Annotated in this window: 20 protein-coding genes; 17 read left to right on the forward strand and 3 right to left on the reverse strand. The window is 60.4% G+C overall.

What is annotated here, in order from left to right:
* The first annotated feature begins 9 nt into the window (after positions 1 to 9).
* The 11 genes from ACSF9G_RS07750 to ACSF9G_RS07800 all read left to right on the forward strand — a co-directional run bounded on the left by ACSF9G_RS07750 (position 10) and on the right by ACSF9G_RS07800 (position 10,806).
* Positions 10 to 714, forward strand: a complete 705-nt coding sequence (locus tag ACSF9G_RS07750; protein WP_436640167.1) for an ABC transporter ATP-binding protein — start codon at positions 10 to 12, stop codon at positions 712 to 714.
* 340 nt (positions 715 to 1,054) lie between these two features.
* On the forward strand, positions 1,055 to 2,743 hold the full coding sequence (locus ACSF9G_RS07755; RefSeq protein WP_436640168.1) for a GMC family oxidoreductase: 1,689 nt from the start codon (positions 1,055 to 1,057) through the stop codon (positions 2,741 to 2,743).
* Between the two features lie 52 nt (positions 2,744 to 2,795).
* Entirely contained in the window at positions 2,796 to 3,860 is a 1,065-nt protein-coding gene (locus tag ACSF9G_RS07760; RefSeq protein WP_436640169.1) for a TRAP transporter substrate-binding protein, read from the forward strand.
* 71 nt (positions 3,861 to 3,931) lie between these two features.
* Positions 3,932 to 4,438 (forward strand): TRAP transporter small permease, encoded by a 507-nt coding sequence (locus ACSF9G_RS07765; protein ID WP_436640171.1) that lies wholly within the window; start codon positions 3,932 to 3,934, stop codon positions 4,436 to 4,438.
* Positions 4,435 to 5,724 (forward strand): TRAP transporter large permease, encoded by a 1,290-nt coding sequence (locus ACSF9G_RS07770; protein WP_436640172.1) that lies wholly within the window; start codon positions 4,435 to 4,437, stop codon positions 5,722 to 5,724. The genes ACSF9G_RS07765 and ACSF9G_RS07770 overlap by 4 nt, the downstream gene beginning before the upstream one ends.
* Before the next feature lie 22 nt (positions 5,725 to 5,746).
* Positions 5,747 to 7,183, forward strand: coding sequence for an NAD-dependent succinate-semialdehyde dehydrogenase (locus ACSF9G_RS07775; RefSeq protein ID WP_436640174.1), 1,437 nt, complete (start codon positions 5,747 to 5,749; stop codon positions 7,181 to 7,183).
* Complete coding sequence (locus ACSF9G_RS07780) at positions 7,183 to 7,446, forward strand: UxaA family hydrolase (protein ID WP_436640176.1); 264 nt, start codon at positions 7,183 to 7,185, stop codon at positions 7,444 to 7,446. The genes ACSF9G_RS07775 and ACSF9G_RS07780 overlap by 1 nt, the downstream gene beginning before the upstream one ends.
* Positions 7,443 to 8,594 carry a UxaA family hydrolase gene (locus tag ACSF9G_RS07785; RefSeq protein ID WP_436640178.1) on the forward strand — a complete coding sequence of 384 codons (1,152 nt, stop codon included), beginning with the start codon at positions 7,443 to 7,445 and terminating at the stop codon, positions 8,592 to 8,594. Before ACSF9G_RS07780 ends, ACSF9G_RS07785 begins: the two co-directional genes overlap by 4 nt.
* Positions 8,595 to 8,775: 181 nt before the next feature.
* Positions 8,776 to 9,522, forward strand: a complete 747-nt coding sequence (locus ACSF9G_RS07790) for a GntR family transcriptional regulator (RefSeq protein ID WP_436640180.1) — start codon at positions 8,776 to 8,778, stop codon at positions 9,520 to 9,522.
* Positions 9,519 to 10,661 (forward strand): mandelate racemase/muconate lactonizing enzyme family protein, encoded by a 1,143-nt coding sequence (locus ACSF9G_RS07795; RefSeq protein WP_436640181.1) that lies wholly within the window; start codon positions 9,519 to 9,521, stop codon positions 10,659 to 10,661. Before ACSF9G_RS07790 ends, ACSF9G_RS07795 begins: the two co-directional genes overlap by 4 nt.
* Before the next feature lie 4 nt (positions 10,662 to 10,665).
* Entirely contained in the window at positions 10,666 to 10,806 is a 141-nt protein-coding gene (locus tag ACSF9G_RS07800; protein WP_436640183.1) for a hypothetical protein, read from the forward strand.
* Positions 10,807 to 11,129: 323 nt separating this feature from the next.
* Here ACSF9G_RS07800 and ACSF9G_RS07805 read toward each other — a convergent pair whose 3' ends face one another.
* On the reverse strand, positions 11,130 to 11,471 hold the full coding sequence (locus tag ACSF9G_RS07805; RefSeq protein ID WP_436642078.1) for a pyocin activator PrtN family protein: 342 nt from the start codon (positions 11,469 to 11,471) through the stop codon (positions 11,130 to 11,132).
* A gap of 185 nt (positions 11,472 to 11,656) precedes the next feature.
* Positions 11,657 to 12,640 (reverse strand): LacI family DNA-binding transcriptional regulator, encoded by a 984-nt coding sequence (locus ACSF9G_RS07810; RefSeq protein ID WP_436640184.1) that lies wholly within the window; start codon positions 12,638 to 12,640, stop codon positions 11,657 to 11,659.
* Positions 12,641 to 12,717: 77 nt separating this feature from the next.
* Here ACSF9G_RS07810 and hisD point away from each other — a divergent pair, with 77 nt between their 5' ends.
* Both hisD and ACSF9G_RS07820 read left to right on the forward strand, forming a co-directional pair.
* On the forward strand, positions 12,718 to 14,028 hold the full coding sequence (gene hisD, locus ACSF9G_RS07815) for a histidinol dehydrogenase (RefSeq protein ID WP_436640186.1): 1,311 nt from the start codon (positions 12,718 to 12,720) through the stop codon (positions 14,026 to 14,028).
* Positions 14,025 to 14,783, forward strand: coding sequence for an SDR family NAD(P)-dependent oxidoreductase (locus ACSF9G_RS07820; protein ID WP_436640188.1), 759 nt, complete (start codon positions 14,025 to 14,027; stop codon positions 14,781 to 14,783). Before hisD ends, ACSF9G_RS07820 begins: the two co-directional genes overlap by 4 nt.
* Before the next feature lie 83 nt (positions 14,784 to 14,866).
* Here ACSF9G_RS07820 and ACSF9G_RS07825 read toward each other — a convergent pair whose 3' ends face one another.
* Entirely contained in the window at positions 14,867 to 15,802 is a 936-nt protein-coding gene (locus ACSF9G_RS07825) for a LysR substrate-binding domain-containing protein (RefSeq protein WP_436640190.1), read from the reverse strand.
* Between the two features lie 197 nt (positions 15,803 to 15,999).
* Between ACSF9G_RS07825 and ACSF9G_RS07830 the strand changes: the two genes are divergently transcribed.
* The 4 genes from ACSF9G_RS07830 (at position 16,000) to ACSF9G_RS07845 (ending at position 19,867) form a co-directional block, all read left to right on the forward strand.
* Entirely contained in the window at positions 16,000 to 17,322 is a 1,323-nt protein-coding gene (locus ACSF9G_RS07830; RefSeq protein ID WP_436640192.1) for an aspartate aminotransferase family protein, read from the forward strand.
* Positions 17,323 to 17,383: 61 nt separating this feature from the next.
* Complete coding sequence (locus ACSF9G_RS07835) at positions 17,384 to 18,286, forward strand: amino acid ABC transporter substrate-binding protein (protein ID WP_436640194.1); 903 nt, start codon at positions 17,384 to 17,386, stop codon at positions 18,284 to 18,286.
* A gap of 101 nt (positions 18,287 to 18,387) precedes the next feature.
* Positions 18,388 to 19,155 carry an amino acid ABC transporter permease gene (locus ACSF9G_RS07840; RefSeq protein ID WP_436640196.1) on the forward strand — a complete coding sequence of 256 codons (768 nt, stop codon included), beginning with the start codon at positions 18,388 to 18,390 and terminating at the stop codon, positions 19,153 to 19,155.
* Entirely contained in the window at positions 19,148 to 19,867 is a 720-nt protein-coding gene (locus ACSF9G_RS07845) for an amino acid ABC transporter permease (protein ID WP_436640198.1), read from the forward strand. The genes ACSF9G_RS07840 and ACSF9G_RS07845 overlap by 8 nt, the downstream gene beginning before the upstream one ends.
* Positions 19,868 to 19,879 lie beyond the last annotated feature (12 nt).

Raw genomic sequence — 19,879 nt, forward strand, 5'->3', positions numbered from 1 at the left:
CGTTCGGCGATGGCACTTCTGGAGATCGAAAGCCTGAGCGCCTATTACGGAATGGCGCGGTCCCTGAACGACGTCTCGCTGTCGGTGAACGAGGGCGAGATCGTCGCCATCATCGGGCCGAACGGCGCCGGCAAGTCGACGCTGTTCGATTCGATCATGGGCATGACCAGGACGACCGGCTCGATCCGGCTGAACGGCGTCGAGCTGACGGCGATGCAGCCCGCCGACATCGTCCGGCTCGGCGTCGGCTACGCGCCCGAGCGCGCCCACCTGTTCCCGTACATGAGCGTGCGCGACAACCTGCTCGTCGGCGCCTACACCGCCCGCGGCGACATCGACGGCAATCTCGCGCTGGTGCACGGCCTGTTCCCGGTTCTGCTGGAGCGCCGCGACCAGGAAACCTCCACCCAGAGCGGCGGCGAGCGCCAGATGTGCTCTCTCGGCCGCGCCCTGATGACGAGCCCGAAGGTCCTGCTGGTCGACGAACCGACGATCGGCCTGGCGCCGAAGATCTGCAACGACATCGCCGCCGCTCTGCGCAAGCTCAACCGGGAGACCGGCCTGACCATCGTCATCACCGAGCAGAACGTGAACTTCGCGATGACCCTGGCCGGCTATCTGCACGTTCTGGAAACCGGCGAGATCCGCACCCGCGGCACCGTCGCCGAGCTTCAGTCGGACGAGGAGCTCAACAGGGCCTATTTCGGCCAATAGGGGCTGTGCCGGACGACGAGCTTCCATTTCCGCCCGGTTTGCGCGTGGGACTGCCGCCTGGAAACACGACTTGCCGCGCCCGCGTAACCCGGGATTTGATGCCCGAAGGGCGGTCTCCCGCACGACAAAAACAGCAATAGAAGCCGCGATCTACGGTAACCGGGAGCGTCGGCGGACTAAACGGCGCCAGGTCGACGAGGCCCGAATTGCACGTGATGCGGACGCCAATGTCCGCGATAGCGGGCGCTCTGGCGATTTCCTCTGGCCACGATTGACAGAGGCGAGGCCGGCTGTAATAGTCCTAACAATAGAACGTTATTACAATCGTGAGACGCGGGATTTGAACCCTCTCCAGCTCCCGAATTACGACTATATCATAGTCGGGGCCGGCTCCGCCGGTTGCGTGCTGGCAAACCGGTTGTCCGCAGACCCGGAAAACCGGGTATTGCTCCTGGAAGCAGGGGGAAGCGACCGCAATTTCTGGCTGAAGCTTCCTGTCGGCTACTTTCGGTCCATCAACGACAAGCGTTTTTCCCGTCATTTCAAGACCGAGGCGCAAGGCGGAACGGCCTGCCGGGAAATCAACTGGCCCAGAGGTCGTGTGATCGGCGGGTCGAGTTCCATCAACGGCCTGATTTTCATTCGCGGCCAACACCACGACTTCGACCGCTGGGAGGAAATGGGTGCCACGGGGTGGAGCTACCGCGAGGTCTTGCCGCATTTCCGCAGTCTCGAGACCTTCGGCGGCGAACCCAGCCAACTCCGCGGCGCCTACGGCGAAATGCCGGTTTCCGTCCTGCGCAACAATCATCCGTTTTGTTCGGCCTGGGTCGAGGCGGCCAATCAATACGGGATGCCGCGCAACAACGACTTCAACGGTGAAACCACCGAGGGAGCAGGGTCCTATCAGCTGTCGATCGGAAAACGCTGGCGCGCGAGTGCCGCACGCGCGTTTCTGCAGCCTGTCCTGGACCGCCCCAATCTCACTTTGATGAGCCGTGTGCTGGTTTCGAGGGTCCTGATCGAAGAAGGAAGCGGCGGGACGACGCCGCGGGCGGTCGGTGTCGAATGGCACGAGGATGGTCGCAAGGCAGAAGCGTTTGCCGCGCGCGAAGTCATCCTGTGCGCGGGCGCGATTCAGTCGCCGCAATTGCTGCAGCTGTCCGGAATCGGGCCGGATGACGTGCTGGAGAAAGCCGGCGTCCGGCAAATCGTTTCCAGTCCCGGCGTCGGTGGAAATCTCCAGGACCATTATCAGATGCGAACCATCGTTCGCATGAAGAAGCCGATCTCGTTGAACGACGACGTGCGCAATCCCTTCAGGCTGGCGCGGATGGGCATCGACTGGCTTCTGTACGGGCGCGGGCCTCTCACAATCGGCGCCGGCCAGGTCGGAGGTGCCACATCGACCAAATACGCCGATCCTGGCCGCCCGGATGTCCAGTTCAACGTAATGCCGCTCTCGGTGGACAAGCCGGGCGATCCGCTTCACCGCTATTCCGGGTTCACGGCCGCGGTCTGGCAATGTCATCCGGAATCGCGTGGTCGTGTGGATATCGTGTCCGACGATCCGGCAGCCGCCCCCCGCATCGTGACGAATTACCTGTCCACCGAACGCGACTGCGCGACGCTGGTCGAAGGCGTGAAGATCCTGCGGGAAATCTACCGCCAGCCGGCGTTCAGGGACCTGTGGGACGAGGAAATCGTCCCCGGCCCGTCGGCGAAAAGCGACGAGGAAATTCTCGACGCGGCCCGCAGGGGCGGCGGCACCGTCTACCATCCGGTGGGGACCTGTCGCATCGGTAGCGACGAGGCCGCCGTCGTCGATCCCGATCTGCGCGTCCGGGGCGTGGCGGGCCTTCGGGTCGTCGATGCCTCGGTCATGCCCCGCATCACATCCGCCAACACCAATGCGCCGACGCTCATGATCGCGGAGAAGGCCTCGTCGATCATCCGGGAGCAGGCAAAGCATCACGGGCAACAGGCCCGTGGCGGCCGACGGTCCCGCAACACCGGGAAATCGACATGACCGTCTAACTGAATTTCACCGCTGGTTCGAAAAACAAACGGGAGGACTGACAATGCTTAAAGTAATCCGAAACCTGCTCTGCGCGAGCGTCGCGAGCGCAAGCCTGGCATTCGGCGCATATGCGGCTGACGAACCCAATCCGATCGACTGGACGTCGGCGCCGGAAGTCGACGGCCAGCAGATCATGAAGCTGGGGCATTCCGTCAACATGGTCTGGTCGTCGCACACCGCGACGCTCAAGCGCTTTGCCGAACTCGTCCAGATCTACACCAACAACGAGATCAAGGCGGAGATCTTCCCGGGCGCGCAGCTTGGCGGCGAGCGCGAAATGATGCAGCAGGCGCGCCAGGGCGTCCTGCAGGTGACATTGCCGGCAACCAACAATGCCGCGGCACTGGCACCGACGCTGAACGTGTTCATCCTGCCGTATCTGGCGACGTCCACCGATGAGGTGAACTGCCTTCAGGACAAGATCACGCCGTTGATCGTCGACAAGGTTATCGAGGAGGCGGGAACGCGTATCGTCGGTTGGGAAAACTCCGGTTGGCGCGCCTTCTTCTACAAGTCCGACGACCCGATCGAGAAACCCTCCGATCTGGCGAACCTCAAGATGCGCGTCCCGCCGAACCCCATCATGATCGCCTCCTACGAGGCATGGGGCGGCAATCCGACTCCGCTCGCGTGGAACGAACTCTACAACGCCCTGCAGCAGGGTGTCGTGGAAGGCGGCGACAATCCGGTAACCGACGTGATCGGCATGAAGTTTCATGAGGTCATCAACCGGATGACCAAGTTCCACTACACCATCCTGACCCATCCCATCATGGTGTCGGAGCGCTGGTTCCAGTCGCTGTCGCCCGAACACCAGGAAGCCGTCCTGCGCGCCGGCAGGGAGGCCACCGACTACATTCGCTGGTGGCAGCCGATCGATGAGGCGAACTGGTGGCAGCAGGCCGAGGACGCCGGTGTGACCATCACCGAGATCGAGGACGAATCCGAGTGGATCGAAAAGGCCCGCGCCATCTGGCCGGACTACTACGACTCGCTCGGCGAGAACGGTGAGGAACTGGCACAGACGGCACTCAAGCTGGTCGAAGAGTGCAAGGCCGAAATGTAGTCTGAACCGGAATGGACCGGCATCTCCGCATGCCGGTCCATTCGACCCGGACCGAACACGGAAGACAGACCGTGCGCCACTTCGCCATCCGACTTATCTATGCCGCCGCGGCGTTGTTTCTGGCCCTCATGGTGAGCTCCCTGATGCTGCAGATCGTGGCACGGGAATTCAAGCTGCCAGTCGACTGGACAGAAGAGATGTCCCGCTTCGCGTTTATCTCAATGGTGTTTCTTGCAAGCGCCTACGCGACAATTAAGCGAAGGCATCTCAGGGTCAGCGTATTTTCGGACTTCATCGCGAGGCGGATCGGCAATCGAGCGGTCGCGGCCTTTCATCTGACCATCCTGTTCGGCTTCGATTCCGTCATGGTCTGGTACAGCGGCTACAATTTCGTCGATGGCCTTCAGTTCGCCAATATCTCTCCGGCGCTGGGCTTCAACCAGAACATCCTGTTCGCGGCCATGTGCCTCGGTTTCGGGGCGTCGGCGCTGGTCAATCTGACCGATCTGGTGGCGGTCCTGACTGGACGCGGCGACGGAACGCTCGACGGCGGCCGTCCGAAGGAGCGGCACGCATGAGCGACGTTACCCTTGCCCTTGCCGTTCTCTTCCCGGTCCTGCTTCTGCTGGGCGTGCCGATCTATGCCGCGCTCGGCATAACCGGACTGGTGGTCACGTGGCTGACCAACGTGCCGCTGGTTTTTGCCACACAGTCCATCCTCAACGGTCTCGACAATTTTCCGCTGCTGGCGATTCCGGCGTTCATCCTCGCCGGAAACCTGATGGAATCGGGCGGCATCACGAACGATATCATCCGCATCTTCCGCCGCTCCTTCGGTCACGTTCCCGGGTCGCTCGGTATCGTCACCATCCTGTCTTGCATGTTCTTTGCCGCGATCTCGGGATCGGGGCCGGGAACGGTGGCGGCAATCGGCGCGATCATGATTCCGGCGATGATCCGGCAGGGCTATCCGGCCCCGTACTCCGCAGCCGTCTCGGCCACGGGCGGAACGCTTGGCGTGCTCATCCCGCCGTCCAACCCGATGATCATCTACGCGATCATCGCGAACGTCTCGGTCACCGATCTTTTTGCCGCCGGCATGTTGCCGGGCCTGATCGTCGGGCTAACGCTTGCCGCAGTTGCCTATTTTGCCGCACGCCGGTCCGGTGCCGTCGTCACCCAAGTGCAGGGCGAACAGGAACAGGACTCCGTCGCCAGCCTGATGTGGCAGGGCAAGTGGGCCCTGGCGATGCCGCCCATCGTGCTCGGGGGCATCTACACCGGCCTGTTCACGCCGGTCGAGGCCTCGGTGGTCGCCGTTGCCTACGCGCTCGTGATCTCTTTGGTCGTCTATCGCACCATGACCTGGGAAGGCTTCAATCGCGCTTTCGAGGGCGCGGTGCTCATGGGCGGCGCACTGATGATCGTCGTCGCGTGCTCGACCCTGTTCGCGCGCACCATCACGCTTGAACGCATTCCGCAGGAACTGGTCGAGCTGTTTTCCCTGGTATCGTCTGAACCGCTGGTGATCCTGCTTCTGATCAACATCTTGTTGCTCATCATCGGAACGTTCATGGAGACGATATCGGCAATCATCATCCTGGCGCCGATCCTGGTTCCGCTGGTTCGCAATTTCGGTATCGACCCGGTCCACTTCGGGATCATCCTGATCATCAATATCGAGATCGCGTTCCTGACTCCGCCACTCGGCGTCAATCTCTTCGTCGGCTCCCAGATAGCCGGCGTGTCGATCGAAAAGGTCTTCCGCGCAATTCTCCCGTTCATCGTAGCTTTGATCGGCCTGCTGGCGCTCATCACCCTGGTGCCGGGACTTAGCCTGCTGATTCCTTCGCTTCTGCGGTGATGGCCCCCGAAAAGGAACAACTATGCCCTACGAAACTCTTGAACTGCTGATCGACGGCGAATGGACGTCGGGCACGTCCGGCAAATCGGAAACCGTGACGAACCCGGCAACCGAAGAAAGCCTCGGTGAACTGCCGCTGGCCTCGATTGCCGACCTGGACCGGGCGCTGGACGCCAGCGCGCGCGGGTTCGAGGTCTGGAGCAGGACGCCGGCGATCAAGCGTCAGCAGATCATGGAACAAGCCGCCCGATTGCTGGAAGAGCGGTCGGACGACATTGCCCGCAACCTGACGATGGATATGGGAAAACCGCTGGCCGAAGCGAAGCTCGAACTGACCTTCGCCATCGACGTGCTGCGCTGGTATGGCGAGGAGGGCAAGCGCATGTATGGCCGCCTGGTGCCGGCCCGCATGCCCGGCCTGCGCCAGATGGTAATGCGCGAGCCGGTTGGACCGACGCTGGCGTTCGTCGCGTGGAATTTCCCGGCCAATAATGTCATGCGCAAGGTCGCGGGCGCCCTGGGCGCCGGCTGCTCCATGATCATCAAGCCTTCTGAGGAGACCCCGTCGACCGCCATCGCGATCGGCCGGGCCCTGCAGGATGCGGGTCTGCCGGATGGCGTCCTGAACATCGTGTTCGGCGATCCCGCGGAAGTGTCCAGCCATCTCATCGCTTCACCCGTGGCGAAGAAGGTCTCCTTCACCGGGTCGGTCGAGGTCGGCAAGCACCTGCAGAAACTGGCCGCCGATACACTGAAGCGCTGCACGCTGGAACTTGGCGGCCATGCACCGGTTCTGGTGTTCGATGATGCCGATGTGCAGCGTGCCGCGAAGATGTGCGCCGCCGGCAAGTTCCGGAACGCCGGCCAGGTTTGCATCAGTCCGACGCGCTTCCTGGTTCAGGAGGATGCTGTCGAGGAATTCACCCAGGTCATGGTGCGGGAAGCCGAGGCGCTGAAGGTCGGCAACGGCCTCGATGAAGACACGACGATGGGGCCGCTGATCGGCGAGCGGCGGCTGCCGGTCATGGAAGGTTTTGTGGCGGACGCGGTAGAGCACGGCGCAAGCGTTCTGACCGGCGGCGCGCGCCTGGGCAATCAGGGGCATTTCTTCGCCCCCACGGTGCTTGGGAACGTCACCGACGAGGCGCGGATCATGAACGACGAGCCCTTCGGTCCGATCGCACCGATTTCGTCGTTCAAATCGCTGGACGAGGGCATCGAGCGCGCCAACCGTCTGCCCTTCGGGCTTGCGGCATATGCCTTCGCGGGAAGCGAGCGGACGATCTCGGCGTTGGGCGCGCGCATGGAAGCCGGCATGGTGGGTATCAACTCGCTGGTGGTGTCGACGCCCGAGACGCCGTTCGGCGGCATCGAGGATTCCGGCTACGGCTCGGAAGGTGGGATCGAGGGGCTCGAAGTCTTCACCCGCGTGCGGCTCGTAACCGAGACGACGGTTTGATGAACAAGGGGGAATTCAGGCGCGTCCTCGTCGTCGATGCGGCGGACAATGTCGGAACCGTGATCGATGACAGGACGGATCTGCTCGCCCATTCCGGCGGCCCGGTCGAAGCGGGCGTCCCCTATGGCCACAAGATCGCGCTGCAGGACATCGGGTGCGGCGGGGCGGTCATAAAGTACGGCGTCACGATCGGCACCGCCACAAAGCCGATCTCGGCCGGTGCGCATGTTCACGTCCACAATGTTTCGGAGCCGGATGAATGAGCACCCTCGAGGGTTATATGCGCCCCGACGGGCGTGTGGGTTTGCGCAACCACGCTCTGGTTCTGTCCACCGTCGCGCTTGCCAATCGCTGGGCGGAACTGACCGCGGCCGGTCACGAGGATGCCCTTCTCGTGACGGGCGAAACGATACGCGGCGGCCGTGGCGGGGACATGCCGGCGCAGCAGGAGCTTCTCGATGCTCTGGTGCGCCATCCCAATACGGGCTGCGCGCTCGTCCTGACCCAGGATCCGGTTTCCGCAGAAACACTGCGCAATTCGTTTGCCGGACTGGGCAAGCCCGTCGAAGTTCTCGCGCTGCTCGACCAGGACGGAATGGAGCGCGCCGTGCACCGCTCGCGTGAGGCGCTCGGCAAACTCATCTCCGCCGGCGGGGCCGAGCGGCAGCCGATCGGATTGGAGCATCTCAGCATAGCGCTGGAATGCGGGGGGTCGGATCCGACCAGCGCGCTTGCATCCAACGCCGCAATCGGCCGCTTCGTCGACCGTGTCATAGACGCGGGCGGAACAGCCGTCATCTCCGAAACCGTCGAATTCATCGGCGCTGAGGAAATCGTCGGCAAGCGAACGCCGGACCCCGAACTGCGCCGGCGTATTCTCGATTTCATCAGGACCCGGGAGGTCTGGCATTCCGAAGATGGACAGGACTATCGGGGCGTCAATCCGACAGCTGAGAACATTGCCGGCGGTCTGACCACGCTGGTGGAAAAATCGCTTGGCGCGGTCGCCAAGAGCGGGACACGGGACTTCATCGGTGCCCTGGGTTTCGGCGAGCAGCCGAACCGTTCCGGGCTTCACTTCATGGATACCCCGTTTTTCACACCGCTCTCGCTGACCGGAATGGTGCAGGGCGGATGCAACATGGTGCTTTTTGGGATCGGCCAGTTCAATCCGTCGGCCAATCCCCTGGTGCCGACGATCAAAGTCTGCGGCAACGAGAAAACCGTCGAGAAATGGCGGGATGCGATCGACATCGATGCATCGGCGCTGCTGACCGGCGCGCTGGATCTCGATGGCCTTGCCGACACGATCCAATCGACGATTGCCGATTGCTCGCGCGGGGCGCCATGCGCGGCGGAGCGCTGGGGGGAAGGGCAAATCTTCTTTCCTCGCGAAAGCGCACCGCTATAGTGACATGACCGGGCAGTTTTGTTGCGCCGCCAAAATCCCGCGGCGCTTAATACTTGAGCGCCGGAGTGGTTGGCCTATGGCTTACTTGCGGCGCCCGAGGACCGTGGGCCTTTTTCGTGGGCTGCCGCAACGTTGCGTCACGACTTTCCTAACCTGTTGATCCAGGGACAGCGTCAACCGGGTGAAAACCGAAACGAAAGAACTGAAGGACTTGCTGGTGCGTTCCGGAGCGGCGCCGCTCTACGTGCAGGTTGCCGACCTGCTGCGCGATCGCCTGGAAAAGGGAGAGTGGAAGGACGGCGACTATTTGCCGTCGCTCGAACGCCTGATGGACGAGTTCGCCGTCAGCCGCGTGACCATGCGCTATGCCATCAAGAAGCTGAGCGCCGACGGCCTGCTCTCCGCCGAACGCGGCCGCGGCACCGTCGTGACGGCTTTGGGCAAGCAGCGTCCGCTCCGGGTCGAAGGGAGCCTGGCCGATCTTATTCAGACATACCGCGGCGACCGCCCGGAGGTTTACAATCTGGAAGAGGGGTTCGCGCTGCCCCCCGTTTCGGGCGAAGAATGCCTGCTCGCGGACAGGTATTTCCACATCAGGCGCGTTCATTTGCGCGACGAGGTCCGCTACTGCATCATCTCCATTTACATTGAACAGCATGTATTCGAGCGCGAAGAACAGAAGTTCCGCGATGGCCTCGCCCTGCCGGTATTGGCGGAGATGGATGGGCTTGTCATCGCCACGGCCCGCCAGAGCGTAACGCTCGGCAAGTGCGGAGCGGTCGAGGCGGATCTGCTGGACTATCCCAGGGGCGATCCGGTGGCCAATGTCCGGCGCATACTCACCGGAGAGGACGGGTTGGCGATCTACGTCGCTGACGTGATCTATCGCGGCGACTGCATTCGCTTCGACATGGACCTGAAACCATGAGGCGTTTCTCCGTCTCGAGGATCGAGACGCATGCCTTCCGTGTTCCGCTTTCCGTTCCGGTCGAAACATCCTTCGGAATCATGCGCGACAGGCCCGCCGTCTTCCTGCGTATCGAGGATGACCAGGGCGTTTTCGGCTGGGGCGAGATCTTTGCCAACTGGCCGTCGGCGGGGGCGGAACACCGGGCCAGGCTGGCGTTGGAAGACATTGCACCGCTTTTGTTGGGAAAGGACGCACGAGATCCGCGGCATGTGTTCCGGGAACTGACGCGCAAAACGCGGATACGGGCCCTGCAGTGTGGCGAATTCGGCCCCTTCTCGCAGGCCATTGCAGGCATCGACACGGCGCTTTGGGATCTGAACGCCCGCGCGGACGGCCAGCCCCTGCGTAGATTGCTGAACCCCGGAGCGGCCGACATCATTCCCGTTTACGCCAGCGGCATCGACAGCCGCAAGGCACAGGCCGGCATTGCCGAAGCACGGCAGGCAGGACACAAGGCCTTCAAGCTCAAGGTCGGTTTCGACGAACGCGACGCCAGCCGTGTCGAACAGCAGGTTAAAGGGCTCGGGACGCAGGAGGCGCTCTTTCTTGATGCCAATCAGGCCTGGTCGCTGGACGAGGCCGCGGATTTTCTGTCGCAGATCGAGGGCAGCGCCATCGGATGGCTCGAGGAGCCGATCGCCGCGGATGCCGGGGAAGCGGTGTGGAGGCGCCTGTCGGAGGTTTCGACGATACCGCTCGCCGGCGGTGAGAATGTTGCGGGCGCGTCGAATTTCCAATCGCTCATCGAAAGTCGAATTCTAGGCTTTATCCAGCCAGACGTCGCCAAGTGGGGTGGTGTGAGCGGTTGTTTCGAGGTGGCGCGGCAGGTTGTCGATGCCGGGTTGACCTATTGCCCGCACTTTCTCGGCGGCGGGATCGGATTGCTGGCATCCGCCGAGCTCCTTGCCGCGTCCGGAGGACCGGGATTGCTGGAGGTCGACGTCAATCCGAACCCGCTGCGGGACGCTTTTGCCGTTCCGGCGATCGTGCAGGGGAGCATGACGCTTGCCGACGGACCCGGCCTTTCCGTGGATGCACTGCCGGAGAGTCTCGACCCGTACCGAACGTTTCATGGGGAAATCGCACAGTGCTCGTGACGGATTGACCGCGACACTCGGCGATATCCGCACCCGCGGCACCGTCGCCGAGCGTTCGTCGGACGAGGAGCTCTGCAGGGCCTATTCCGGCCAAAAGGTGCTGTGCCCGACGACGGGCTTCCATTTCCGCCCGGTTTGCGCGTAGAACGGCCTTCATCGAACCGAATGGCGGGCGCGCTGACGCTGGCGGCCGGCCGCATGACGACCATATTGGCAGCATGAACAGCGTGAGCCACAGGTTCTCCGTCGCGCCGATGATGGACTGGACGGACTTCGCGAAAAACATCACAAAATCGATCACTAAAGGGTTTGATATTCGCGAAGTTGTACTCTCGTTGTACCTTTGACGCTGGTATTGCCGAGTCCGATGGAACTGCGGGGCAGTGCTGGCGAATTACCATTGCGCGAGCGGGGATAGTGGTCATGCCGGGTTCAGGGAGCAACCAATGTCAAGCCGATGTTGTGGGATTATTTGGTGCGAAACGCGCGAGCCTCGGACAATGCGATCTCGCGTCGTTTGTCGAGGTACAAGGTTAGGTCCCGCAGGTGCACGCCCCTCGCGCTTTTCTGGCTTCTTTCAGCCCTGGTAAGCGGTAAGTCGATTTCTCCGGTGCTCACCTTGCGCAGAAACTTGGCGATCGTCAGATGAGAAAAGTAGTCCCTGTATACGATCTCAGCCGGGACGATTACTCGTCCTTCATACTGTGCCATGAGTAAGAATAATGTGTTCAACTTTGTGGCCCGCCTACGATCACCGGTGCGATGATCAACTTCGAAACGGGGAAGTTCAATTGGTGCAAACGGCACCATGAGGATATGGCGGGCGGTTATTGTGATTTGCGGCAAGGAATAGCGGGTGCGCTCGTAGCGCAAATAGGTGCTTCGTAGCTGCCGGAGGGCACCCCGGTTCAGAATATGTTAACCGAGGGGTTCGACGTCCTTTTTGCTCCCGTCACCCAATTTGATGCTTCTTCAAATCCAAATCGATTGTGGTGTTAGGCGCTCGCTCGAACGATCAATTCACAGGGTAAACTCTGGACGGTTCCTTCGGCATACCCGTTCTCGGCCTTCGTATCGATCATGCGCAGCGCCGCGTCGACCATAAAGTCGACCGGCTGTCGGATAGTGGTCAGCTGATATGAATTCCAGCGAGCCATGGGAATGTCATCGAACCCGCAAACCGCGATGTCCGTCGGAACTGATATCCGGTGTTCGCGGGCTGCATCGAGGGCTGCGAGGGCCATGATATCGTTACAGCAAAACAAAGCGTCAGGTCGCTTGCTATTGGCGAGCAACCGATGGACGGCGTCATAAGCGGCATGATAGCTGAAGGCTCCCGAGACCTCATAATGCACGGCGTGTCCCAACTCGTCGAGCGCGTCAAAAAATCCGCGCGTGCGCTCGCGATTTGTCGAGGTATCGGGCAGGCCGCTTACAAAACCAATTCTTTTGCTGCCGCGGTTGACCAATAGCCGGGCGGCCTCGCGCCCGCCCGCATAATTGTCGCAGGTGACAGCGTTCAGGCGCATATCTGGTTGCGTTCGATTGAAGAGAACTACGCGAATGCCGTGCCGGCGGCAGGCATCGGCCATGTTCGATGTGAGCAGCGCCGAGGTGACGATCACTGCCTTGGGACGTGCGGTCAGGATCTGCGGAGTGATGGTATCGATGTTAGCATCGTCCGGAGCGGCATAGACCAGCAATTGCCGCCCGCTCGATTGCAGTTTTCGGGCCAGCCGTTCGAGCACCATCGGATAAAATGGGTTGGAGAGATCTCCGGCAACCAGCGTAACCGTTCCAGCCGAGATCGCCTCTCCCGTCCGGCGCGCCGGGCTGGAATAACCCAGCCGATCCGCAATTGTCAGGATACGTTGTCGTTTCGCTTCATCGATCGAGCCATGCGGGCTGAACGCGCGGGAAACGGCAGAAATTGAGACGCCGGCAGCGTGCGCAACCTGTTTGGCGGTCGGCTTTGTCATGAAAAAATTTCAATCCATTGATGAAAACTTTCATATTCGTTTAGCATCCCTTGGAACCTGAGAAAAGGAAGCTTGAGATGGCCATCACCTATCTGAAATCGGGCAAGCCGGAAGCGGAACGCTCCGAAGACGATTTGAAAACCCGTCAGGTCGTTGTATCGACTCTTCAGGACATCGAGGCCCGCGGCGATGTTGCCGTGCGCGAACTCTCGGAAAAATTCGATAAGTTCGGTCCGCCCTCCTTCAAGCTCTCCGCGAGCGAGATCGAAGCGTTGATGAATCGCGTTTCGGCGCGTGACATGGAGGATATCAAGTTCGCCCAGGCCCAGGTGCGCAACTTCGCCCAGGCGCAGCGCGACTCGATGCTCGATATCGAAATTGAAACCATGCCCGGTGTCATACTGGGCCACAAGAACATCCCGGTTCAGTCGGTGGGCTGCTATGTGCCCGGCGGCAAGTTCCCGATGGTCGCCTCCGCGCATATGTCGGTTGCCACGGCCTCTGTGGCGAAAGTACCGCGCATCATCGCGGCGACCCCGCCGTTCAAGGGCGAACCGAACCCGGCCGTGATCGCCGCCATGCATCTTGGCGGCGCGCATGAGATCTATGTGATGGGTGGCATTCAGGCCATCGGTGCGATGGCGCTTGGCACCCAGACGATCGAACCGGTGCACATGCTTGTGGGACCGGGCAATGCCTTTGTGGCCGAAGCCAAGCGCCAGCTTTTCGGACGGGTCGGCATCGATTTGTTCGCCGGACCGACCGAAACCATGGTGATCGCCGACGAGACCGTCGACGCGGAAATCTGCGCCACCGATCTGCTTGGCCAGGCGGAGCATGGCTATAACTCGCCCGCCGTTTTGCTTACCAACTCGAAAAAGCTGGCCGAGGAAACCCTGGCTGAAATCGAGCGGATTTTGAAAATCCTGCCGACGGCGGACACCGCGTCCAAGAGCTGGGAAGATTATGGTGAGGTGATCGTGTGCGATACCTATGAGGAAATGCTTTCAGTGGCCGACGACGTTGCATCGGAACATGTGCAGGTAATGACCGACCGCGACGACTGGTTCCTTGAAAACATGACCTGCTATGGAGCCCTGTTTCTCGGTCCGCGCACCAATGTGGCCAATGGTGACAAGGTGATCGGCACCAATCACACCCTGCCCACCAAAAAAGCGGGGTGCTATACCGGCGGTCTGTGGGTGGGAAAATATCTCAAGACCCACAGTTATCAGAAGATCACCACGGATGAGGCCGCGGCAAAAATCGGCGCATATTGCTCGCGGCTTTGCATGCTCGAAGGCTTTGTCGGGCACGCCGAGCAGGCCAACGTCCGGGTGCGGCGGTATGGCGGCAATAACGTGCCTTTCGGAGCGGCCGCCGAATGAGCGCCTCCCCGTCGTTCAGGCTGGATGGTAAACGTGCACTCGTAACCGGAGCGGGCCGTGGCATCGGCAAGACTATAGCCGAGGCAATGGCCGAGGCCGGCGCCGAAGTGGTCTTGTGCGCCCGGACGGAAACCGAGATCGCGCAGGTTGCAGCCGCGCTGTCGGCCAACGGCCACAAGGCGCGCGCATTGCCATGCGACGTGACGAATGTGACGGGCTTTGCTGCGCTGATCGCTGAGCAAGCGCCGTTCGATGTGCTCGTCAACAATGCCGGCACCAACCGGCCAAAGCCGCAAAGCGAGGTCAGCGAAGACGATTATGATACGGTGATGGATCTCAATGTCCGCGCCGTTTATTTCGTCGCCAAAATAGTTGCCAACCAGATGATGGCGGCAGGCAATGGCGGCTCGATCATGACTATTTCCTCGCAAATGGGGCATGTGGGCGCGGCCAATCGCACCATCTATTGCGCATCGAAATGGGCGATCGAGGGCTTCACCAAGGCGCTTGCATGCGAGCTTGGTCCGCACAATATCCGCGTCAACACCATCTGTCCCACCTTTATCGAAACACCGATGACCAAGCCTTTCTTCGAGGACAAGGCATTCAAGGATTCGGTGCTGTCCAAGATCAAGTTGGGCCGTATCGGCCGAGTGTCCGATGTGACCGGCGCCGCAGTCTTCCTTGCCTCGGATGCCTCGGCCCTGATGACCGGCAGCGCGTTGATGCTGGACGGCGGATGGACTGCTGACTGATATCGAAACTACGTTCGGCGATAATTTGATCGAGACGTAGCTGTGTGCTGCGTGTTTTCGACGACCGCATCTGATCAGACCAGCTAAAGCGCTTCGGAAAACGCCACGTGAAAGACCGGAATGACGTCACGCAGCCAGTTCTCAAATGCTAACACCTGAGGTTTTCCACGAAAACCGGGCGCTTTGACCAGATAATAGGAGGTCACCTGAACCTCAATATCGTCGTTTTCGAATGGCTTGACCAACGCACCGCTGGCGAGTTCCTCAGCAACCAGCAGCTCGCTTTCCAGAACCACGCCCATGCCTTGCACGGCCGCGTCGATGGCTATGGTGGACCGGTCCAGCCAGATTTCGTTCGCCGGTCTCAGATCACCATGGCCGATCCGCCTGAAATAGTTTGACCAGCTTAGCGCGTTGACCGAATGAATGAGGGTTGCCTTTTCCAGATCGGCGATGGACCCAAGCCCGACGGATTGTACGAGATCGGGGCTGCAATAGGGCTGCAGTTTCTCGACGACGAGCGGCTCGACATAACGCTGTGCCCCGGCGGGTTGGCCATATGTGATTGCGATGTCGAAGCGTTCGCTTTCAAGGTCGTTGCAATCGGACAGCGTCGACAGGCGAACCTTCGCGCCGGGATTTGCCCCAAGAAATAAGGGCAGGCGCGGCTGCAGCCATTTCGCCGCAAAGCTGGGGCCTGACGCGATGACCAGATGCCCCGACTGTGACTGCGGCGCCACAAGTTCGGTGGCCACCCCAATCATCTCGAAGGCTTGTTCGAGCTCTTCGGCATACACGCGCCCGGCACTGGTCAAGGTTGCACGTCCCGCATGGCGCAAAAACAGTTTGACGCCCAGGAAGTCTTCCAACTGCTGGATTTGATGGCTAATGGCCGACGTCGTGACCCCAAGCTCCTTGGCGCCTCCACCAAAATTGCCGTTCCGGGAGGCCGCTTCAAATGCAAGAAGTGCTTTGAGCGGCGGCAGTCTTAATCGTGTGCGGCCGGCTGTTGAGTTCATCTAATCAGCTGTTGAACCTTTTCAACTGGCGTCTGTTTCAGCCCTTTTATACTACTATCTCCCAGAGCGAAGCAACGACGCCGAATGCCGGACGCGCTTCGTGCCAGACAAACCAATTTGCGACTTAGCGGACGCTCCGATGCCCAGAGGCTCGGCGCTGAAAGCGATGTCGCGCGCCTGAAGCAAGGGAGCGGTCAATGACGAATACGCGGGTCGAAGCCTATCAGGAATTTCTCGTGAGATATGGCGGCGACGTATTCCCCAACCTCTTCTCATCGGCCAGGGGCACTGTCGTTAAAGATGTTGAGGGTACGGAATATCTCGATTTCACTTCGGGGCAGATGTGCGCCACCATCGGGCACAATCATCCCGCCATAGTAGAGGCGGTACAGCGTGCTGGCGAAAAAGCTTACCATTTCTTCTCGGGCATGATCCCCGAAGTCGTGGCACAGCTGGCAAAAGTCGTCGGCGAAGAATGGATGCCTGGTGACCTTACCCGCTCGATCTTCATAAACACCGGGTCCGAGGCGACCGAAGTCGCCTTGCGCATGGCCAAGATGTATACCGATGGTTACGAGGTACTGACGCTCGGCGGATCGTGGCATGGCATCACGGGCGGGGCAGGTTCGGTGTCGATGGCCAGCGACCGGAAGGGCTATGGCGTACCGGCCCCGGGCGTCTTTGTCATCCCCGAGCCCAATGCGTATCGCCCCTATATTCCGGCGGAAACGGCCGAAGAGGCCGCGTTGGCCAATCTCGAGCTCGCGCTGAAGCTGTTCGATATGCAATCCGCTGGTCGTGGAGCCGCGATTATCGCCGAGCCCGTGATCAGCGCCGGCGGTGTTCTGGTTCCTCCCAAGGCCTTTATGGAAGCACTGCGCAAAGCGGCGGACGATCGCGGTATGCTGCTCATCTTCGACGAAGCGCAAACCGCCTTCGGTCGGATCGGTACGCGCACCGGCTCAGAGTATTTCGGCGTTACGCCGGATATTGTGACCATGTCCAAGACCTTGGGCGGCGGCTTGCCCCTGGCGGCGGTCGCAACGACGCCAGAGATCGAAGACAGAATTCATGCGCGCAAGTTCACCTACTACACCAGTCATGTGTCCGACCCGCTTCCTGCCGAAGTGGGGCTGGCCGTCTTGCGGGTGATCGAGCAGGAAAACCTCATTGCCCGCGCCAACGAGATGGGCGCATATCTGAAACAAGGACTTGAGAGCATTCAGCAGCGCTATGACGTAATCGGAGATGTCCGGGGGCTCGGCCTGCTTCTCGGCGTCGAACTTGTGACCGATCGCAATTCGCGCACGCCCGCTCACCAATTGGGTGCGCTGACGACCCAGAAATGTTTCGAGCGCGGCCTCAGCATGAACATCAGACGGCGACCGGAACGCGGATCCGTCTGGCGGATCGCACCTCCACTGACCGTGACGACCGAGGAGATCGACCGGGCGATCTCCATTCTCGAAGAGTCCTTGGCGGAGAGCCTCAAGGAGTTGCCTGCCAGCAAGGCGGCCTGATCGCCGCCGGCCGCAGCGTTCAGATTTTGAATTTCCATTAAGAGCAACAGGGAGCTCACCAATGAAGGCTATCGACAAGCAATATATACTTGCCGTTCTCACCGCTGCGGCCATTACAAGTCCCGCTGCGGCATTTGCCCAGAGTGCGACGCTGGATGAAATTCGGTCGTCCGGGGAAATCACCCTGGGATATCGCGAAACTTCGGTTCCGTTTGCCTATCTGGACGCCAATCAGACGCCGGTCGGGATTTCGATCGACCTGTGCAACATCGTGGTCGATAAGATCAAGGCCGAGTTGGACATGCCCGATCTGAACGTCAGCTACGCGCCGGCGAATGCCTCCAATCGTATTCCGCTGATTCAGAACGGCACGATTGACCTCGAGTGCGGTAGCACGACCAACACTGCCAGGCGTCAGGAGGAAGTCGCGTTCAGCGTGGCGACTTTTGTGGGAGAGACAAGCTGGCTGACTAAGAAAGACAGTGGCATCGACTCCGATCAGGATCTCGACGGCAAGGTCGTTGCGGTCACGCAAGGGTCACTTAACTTGCCGGTGGCGGAAAAAGCTAACGCAGAAAAGAATCTCGGTTTTACCGTTATCCAGGGCAAGGAGCAGGCGGAATCTCTGCTGTTATTGCGCACCGGCCGCGCCGACGCCTGGTTCGAGGACAACATCCTGCAAGCCGGTCTTGTCGCGTCCGCACCGGACTCGGACAGTTTCAAATTCGTCAAGGGTAACTATGGCGGCGCCCAATATTATGGGTTGATGCTTCGCAAGGGCGATGACGAATTCAAGGCTCTGGTCGACAGCGCCCTATCCGAGGCCATGACATCAGGAAGGTATGCGGAACTCTACGATAAATGGTTCACGCAGCCGATTCCGCCCAATGACGAAAATCTCAATTTGCCGATGAGCGACGGGCTCAAGGCGCGGGTTGAGAATCCCAGCGACTCTCTGGAATAGGCGTCCCAAGTGTCGTGCTTTCCCCGGGGGCATCCGCCTCCCGGGGGGTCTGTCGGTTCAAGTAGCCGTTGTCCTCTCTGTAAAAAAATGGGTCCAAATAGATGCCAGACGTCCTCTTTGAACAATCTCCAAGCGGCCAGTACTATTGGCAATGGCTGCTTTCCGGGCTTGGCTGGACGTTGGCGCTCGCTTTTCTGGGTTGGTGGATCGCATTTGCGGTTGGCTTGCTCGTCGGAGTCGGACGCACTGTGAATAATCGGCTGATCGCGGGTATTTGCCGGCTCTATGTCGAGCTGTTCAGAAATATTCCGCTGCTGGTGCAGCTGTTTCTGTGGTATTTCGTTTTGCCCGAACTGTTGCCGACTGCCGCCGGTACTTGGGTCAAGCGTATGGCACCCCCTTGGGGCGCTTTTGTTCCCGCGCTTATCTGTCTTGGCCTTTACACCGCCTCACGGGTCGCCGAGCAGGTGCGTACCGGCGTCGAGGCATTGCCCAAAGGGCAAAGCGAAGCCGCGACGGCGCTGGGGCTTTCCGGTTGGAAGACTTATCGATTTGTCATCGTGCCACAGGCGCTCAGGCTGATCATCCCGAGCCTGACCAGCGAGGTCATGGGCATTTACAAAAACACATCGGTGGCGCTCACCATCGGTTTGTTGGAACTCACCGCTCAGGCTCGGCAGATCAGCGAATACACCTTTCAGACCTTTGCCGCTTTCAGCGCGGCGACTGTGTTGTATTTGGTGCTGGCGCTATGCGCCTACCAACTCATGATGTTCATTGACGCGCGCCTACACATCCCCGGAAACGATCCGCGAGACCGCAACAAGACAGTGCCGCTCGTTCAGAAAATGGAGAAAGCACATGGGTGAGCTTGATTTCTCCGTAATCGGTCAATCCCTGCCGTATCTGCTATCGGGACTGCAGTTCTCTATCATTCTCACTGTGGTCGCTTTTTTGATCGGCATCGTCCTTGGTACGATCTTTGCGCTCATCCAACACCTAAACGTGCCGGTGCTCACGCAGGTCGTCCAGGTCTATATCACGGTTATGCGGTCGATCCCGCTGATCCTCGTTCTGTTCTGGTTCTTCTTTCTGGTCCCGATCGTGCTGGGAAGCGTATTTGCCGGTGGGCGCCCCATGCCGCTCGGCGCGACCTATACCGCGTTCATTACATTCGGCCTTTTCGAGGCCGCTTATTATTCCGAGATCATCAAAGTGGGCCTGCGTTCACTGAACAAGGGTCAATTCGAGGCGGCCGACGCCCTTGGCCTGTCGACATTCGATACCTATGCCTACGTCATACTTCCGCAGGTTTTCCGCGCCGTATCCCCAATAATCCTCACTCAGACCATCATCCTGTTTCAGGACACCTCTCTGGTCTATGTCTTGTCGATGACCGACTTTCTGGGGGCGGCGTCGAAGCTTTCGCAAATCAATGGCCGGATGGTCGAACTCTACCTGTTTGTCGCCGTAGTCTATCTCGCCATCTGCTGGATAGCGTCGCAATGCGTCGCGCTGCTCAAACATAGGTTCGACGTCCGGCAATCGCGCACGATCCGCAAATCGAACATGACCGTTTAAGCGGCAGACTGC

It is taken from the genome of Microbaculum mangrovi, from assembly GCF_051390635.1.
Taxonomy (GTDB): domain Bacteria; phylum Pseudomonadota; class Alphaproteobacteria; order Rhizobiales; family Tepidamorphaceae; genus Microbaculum.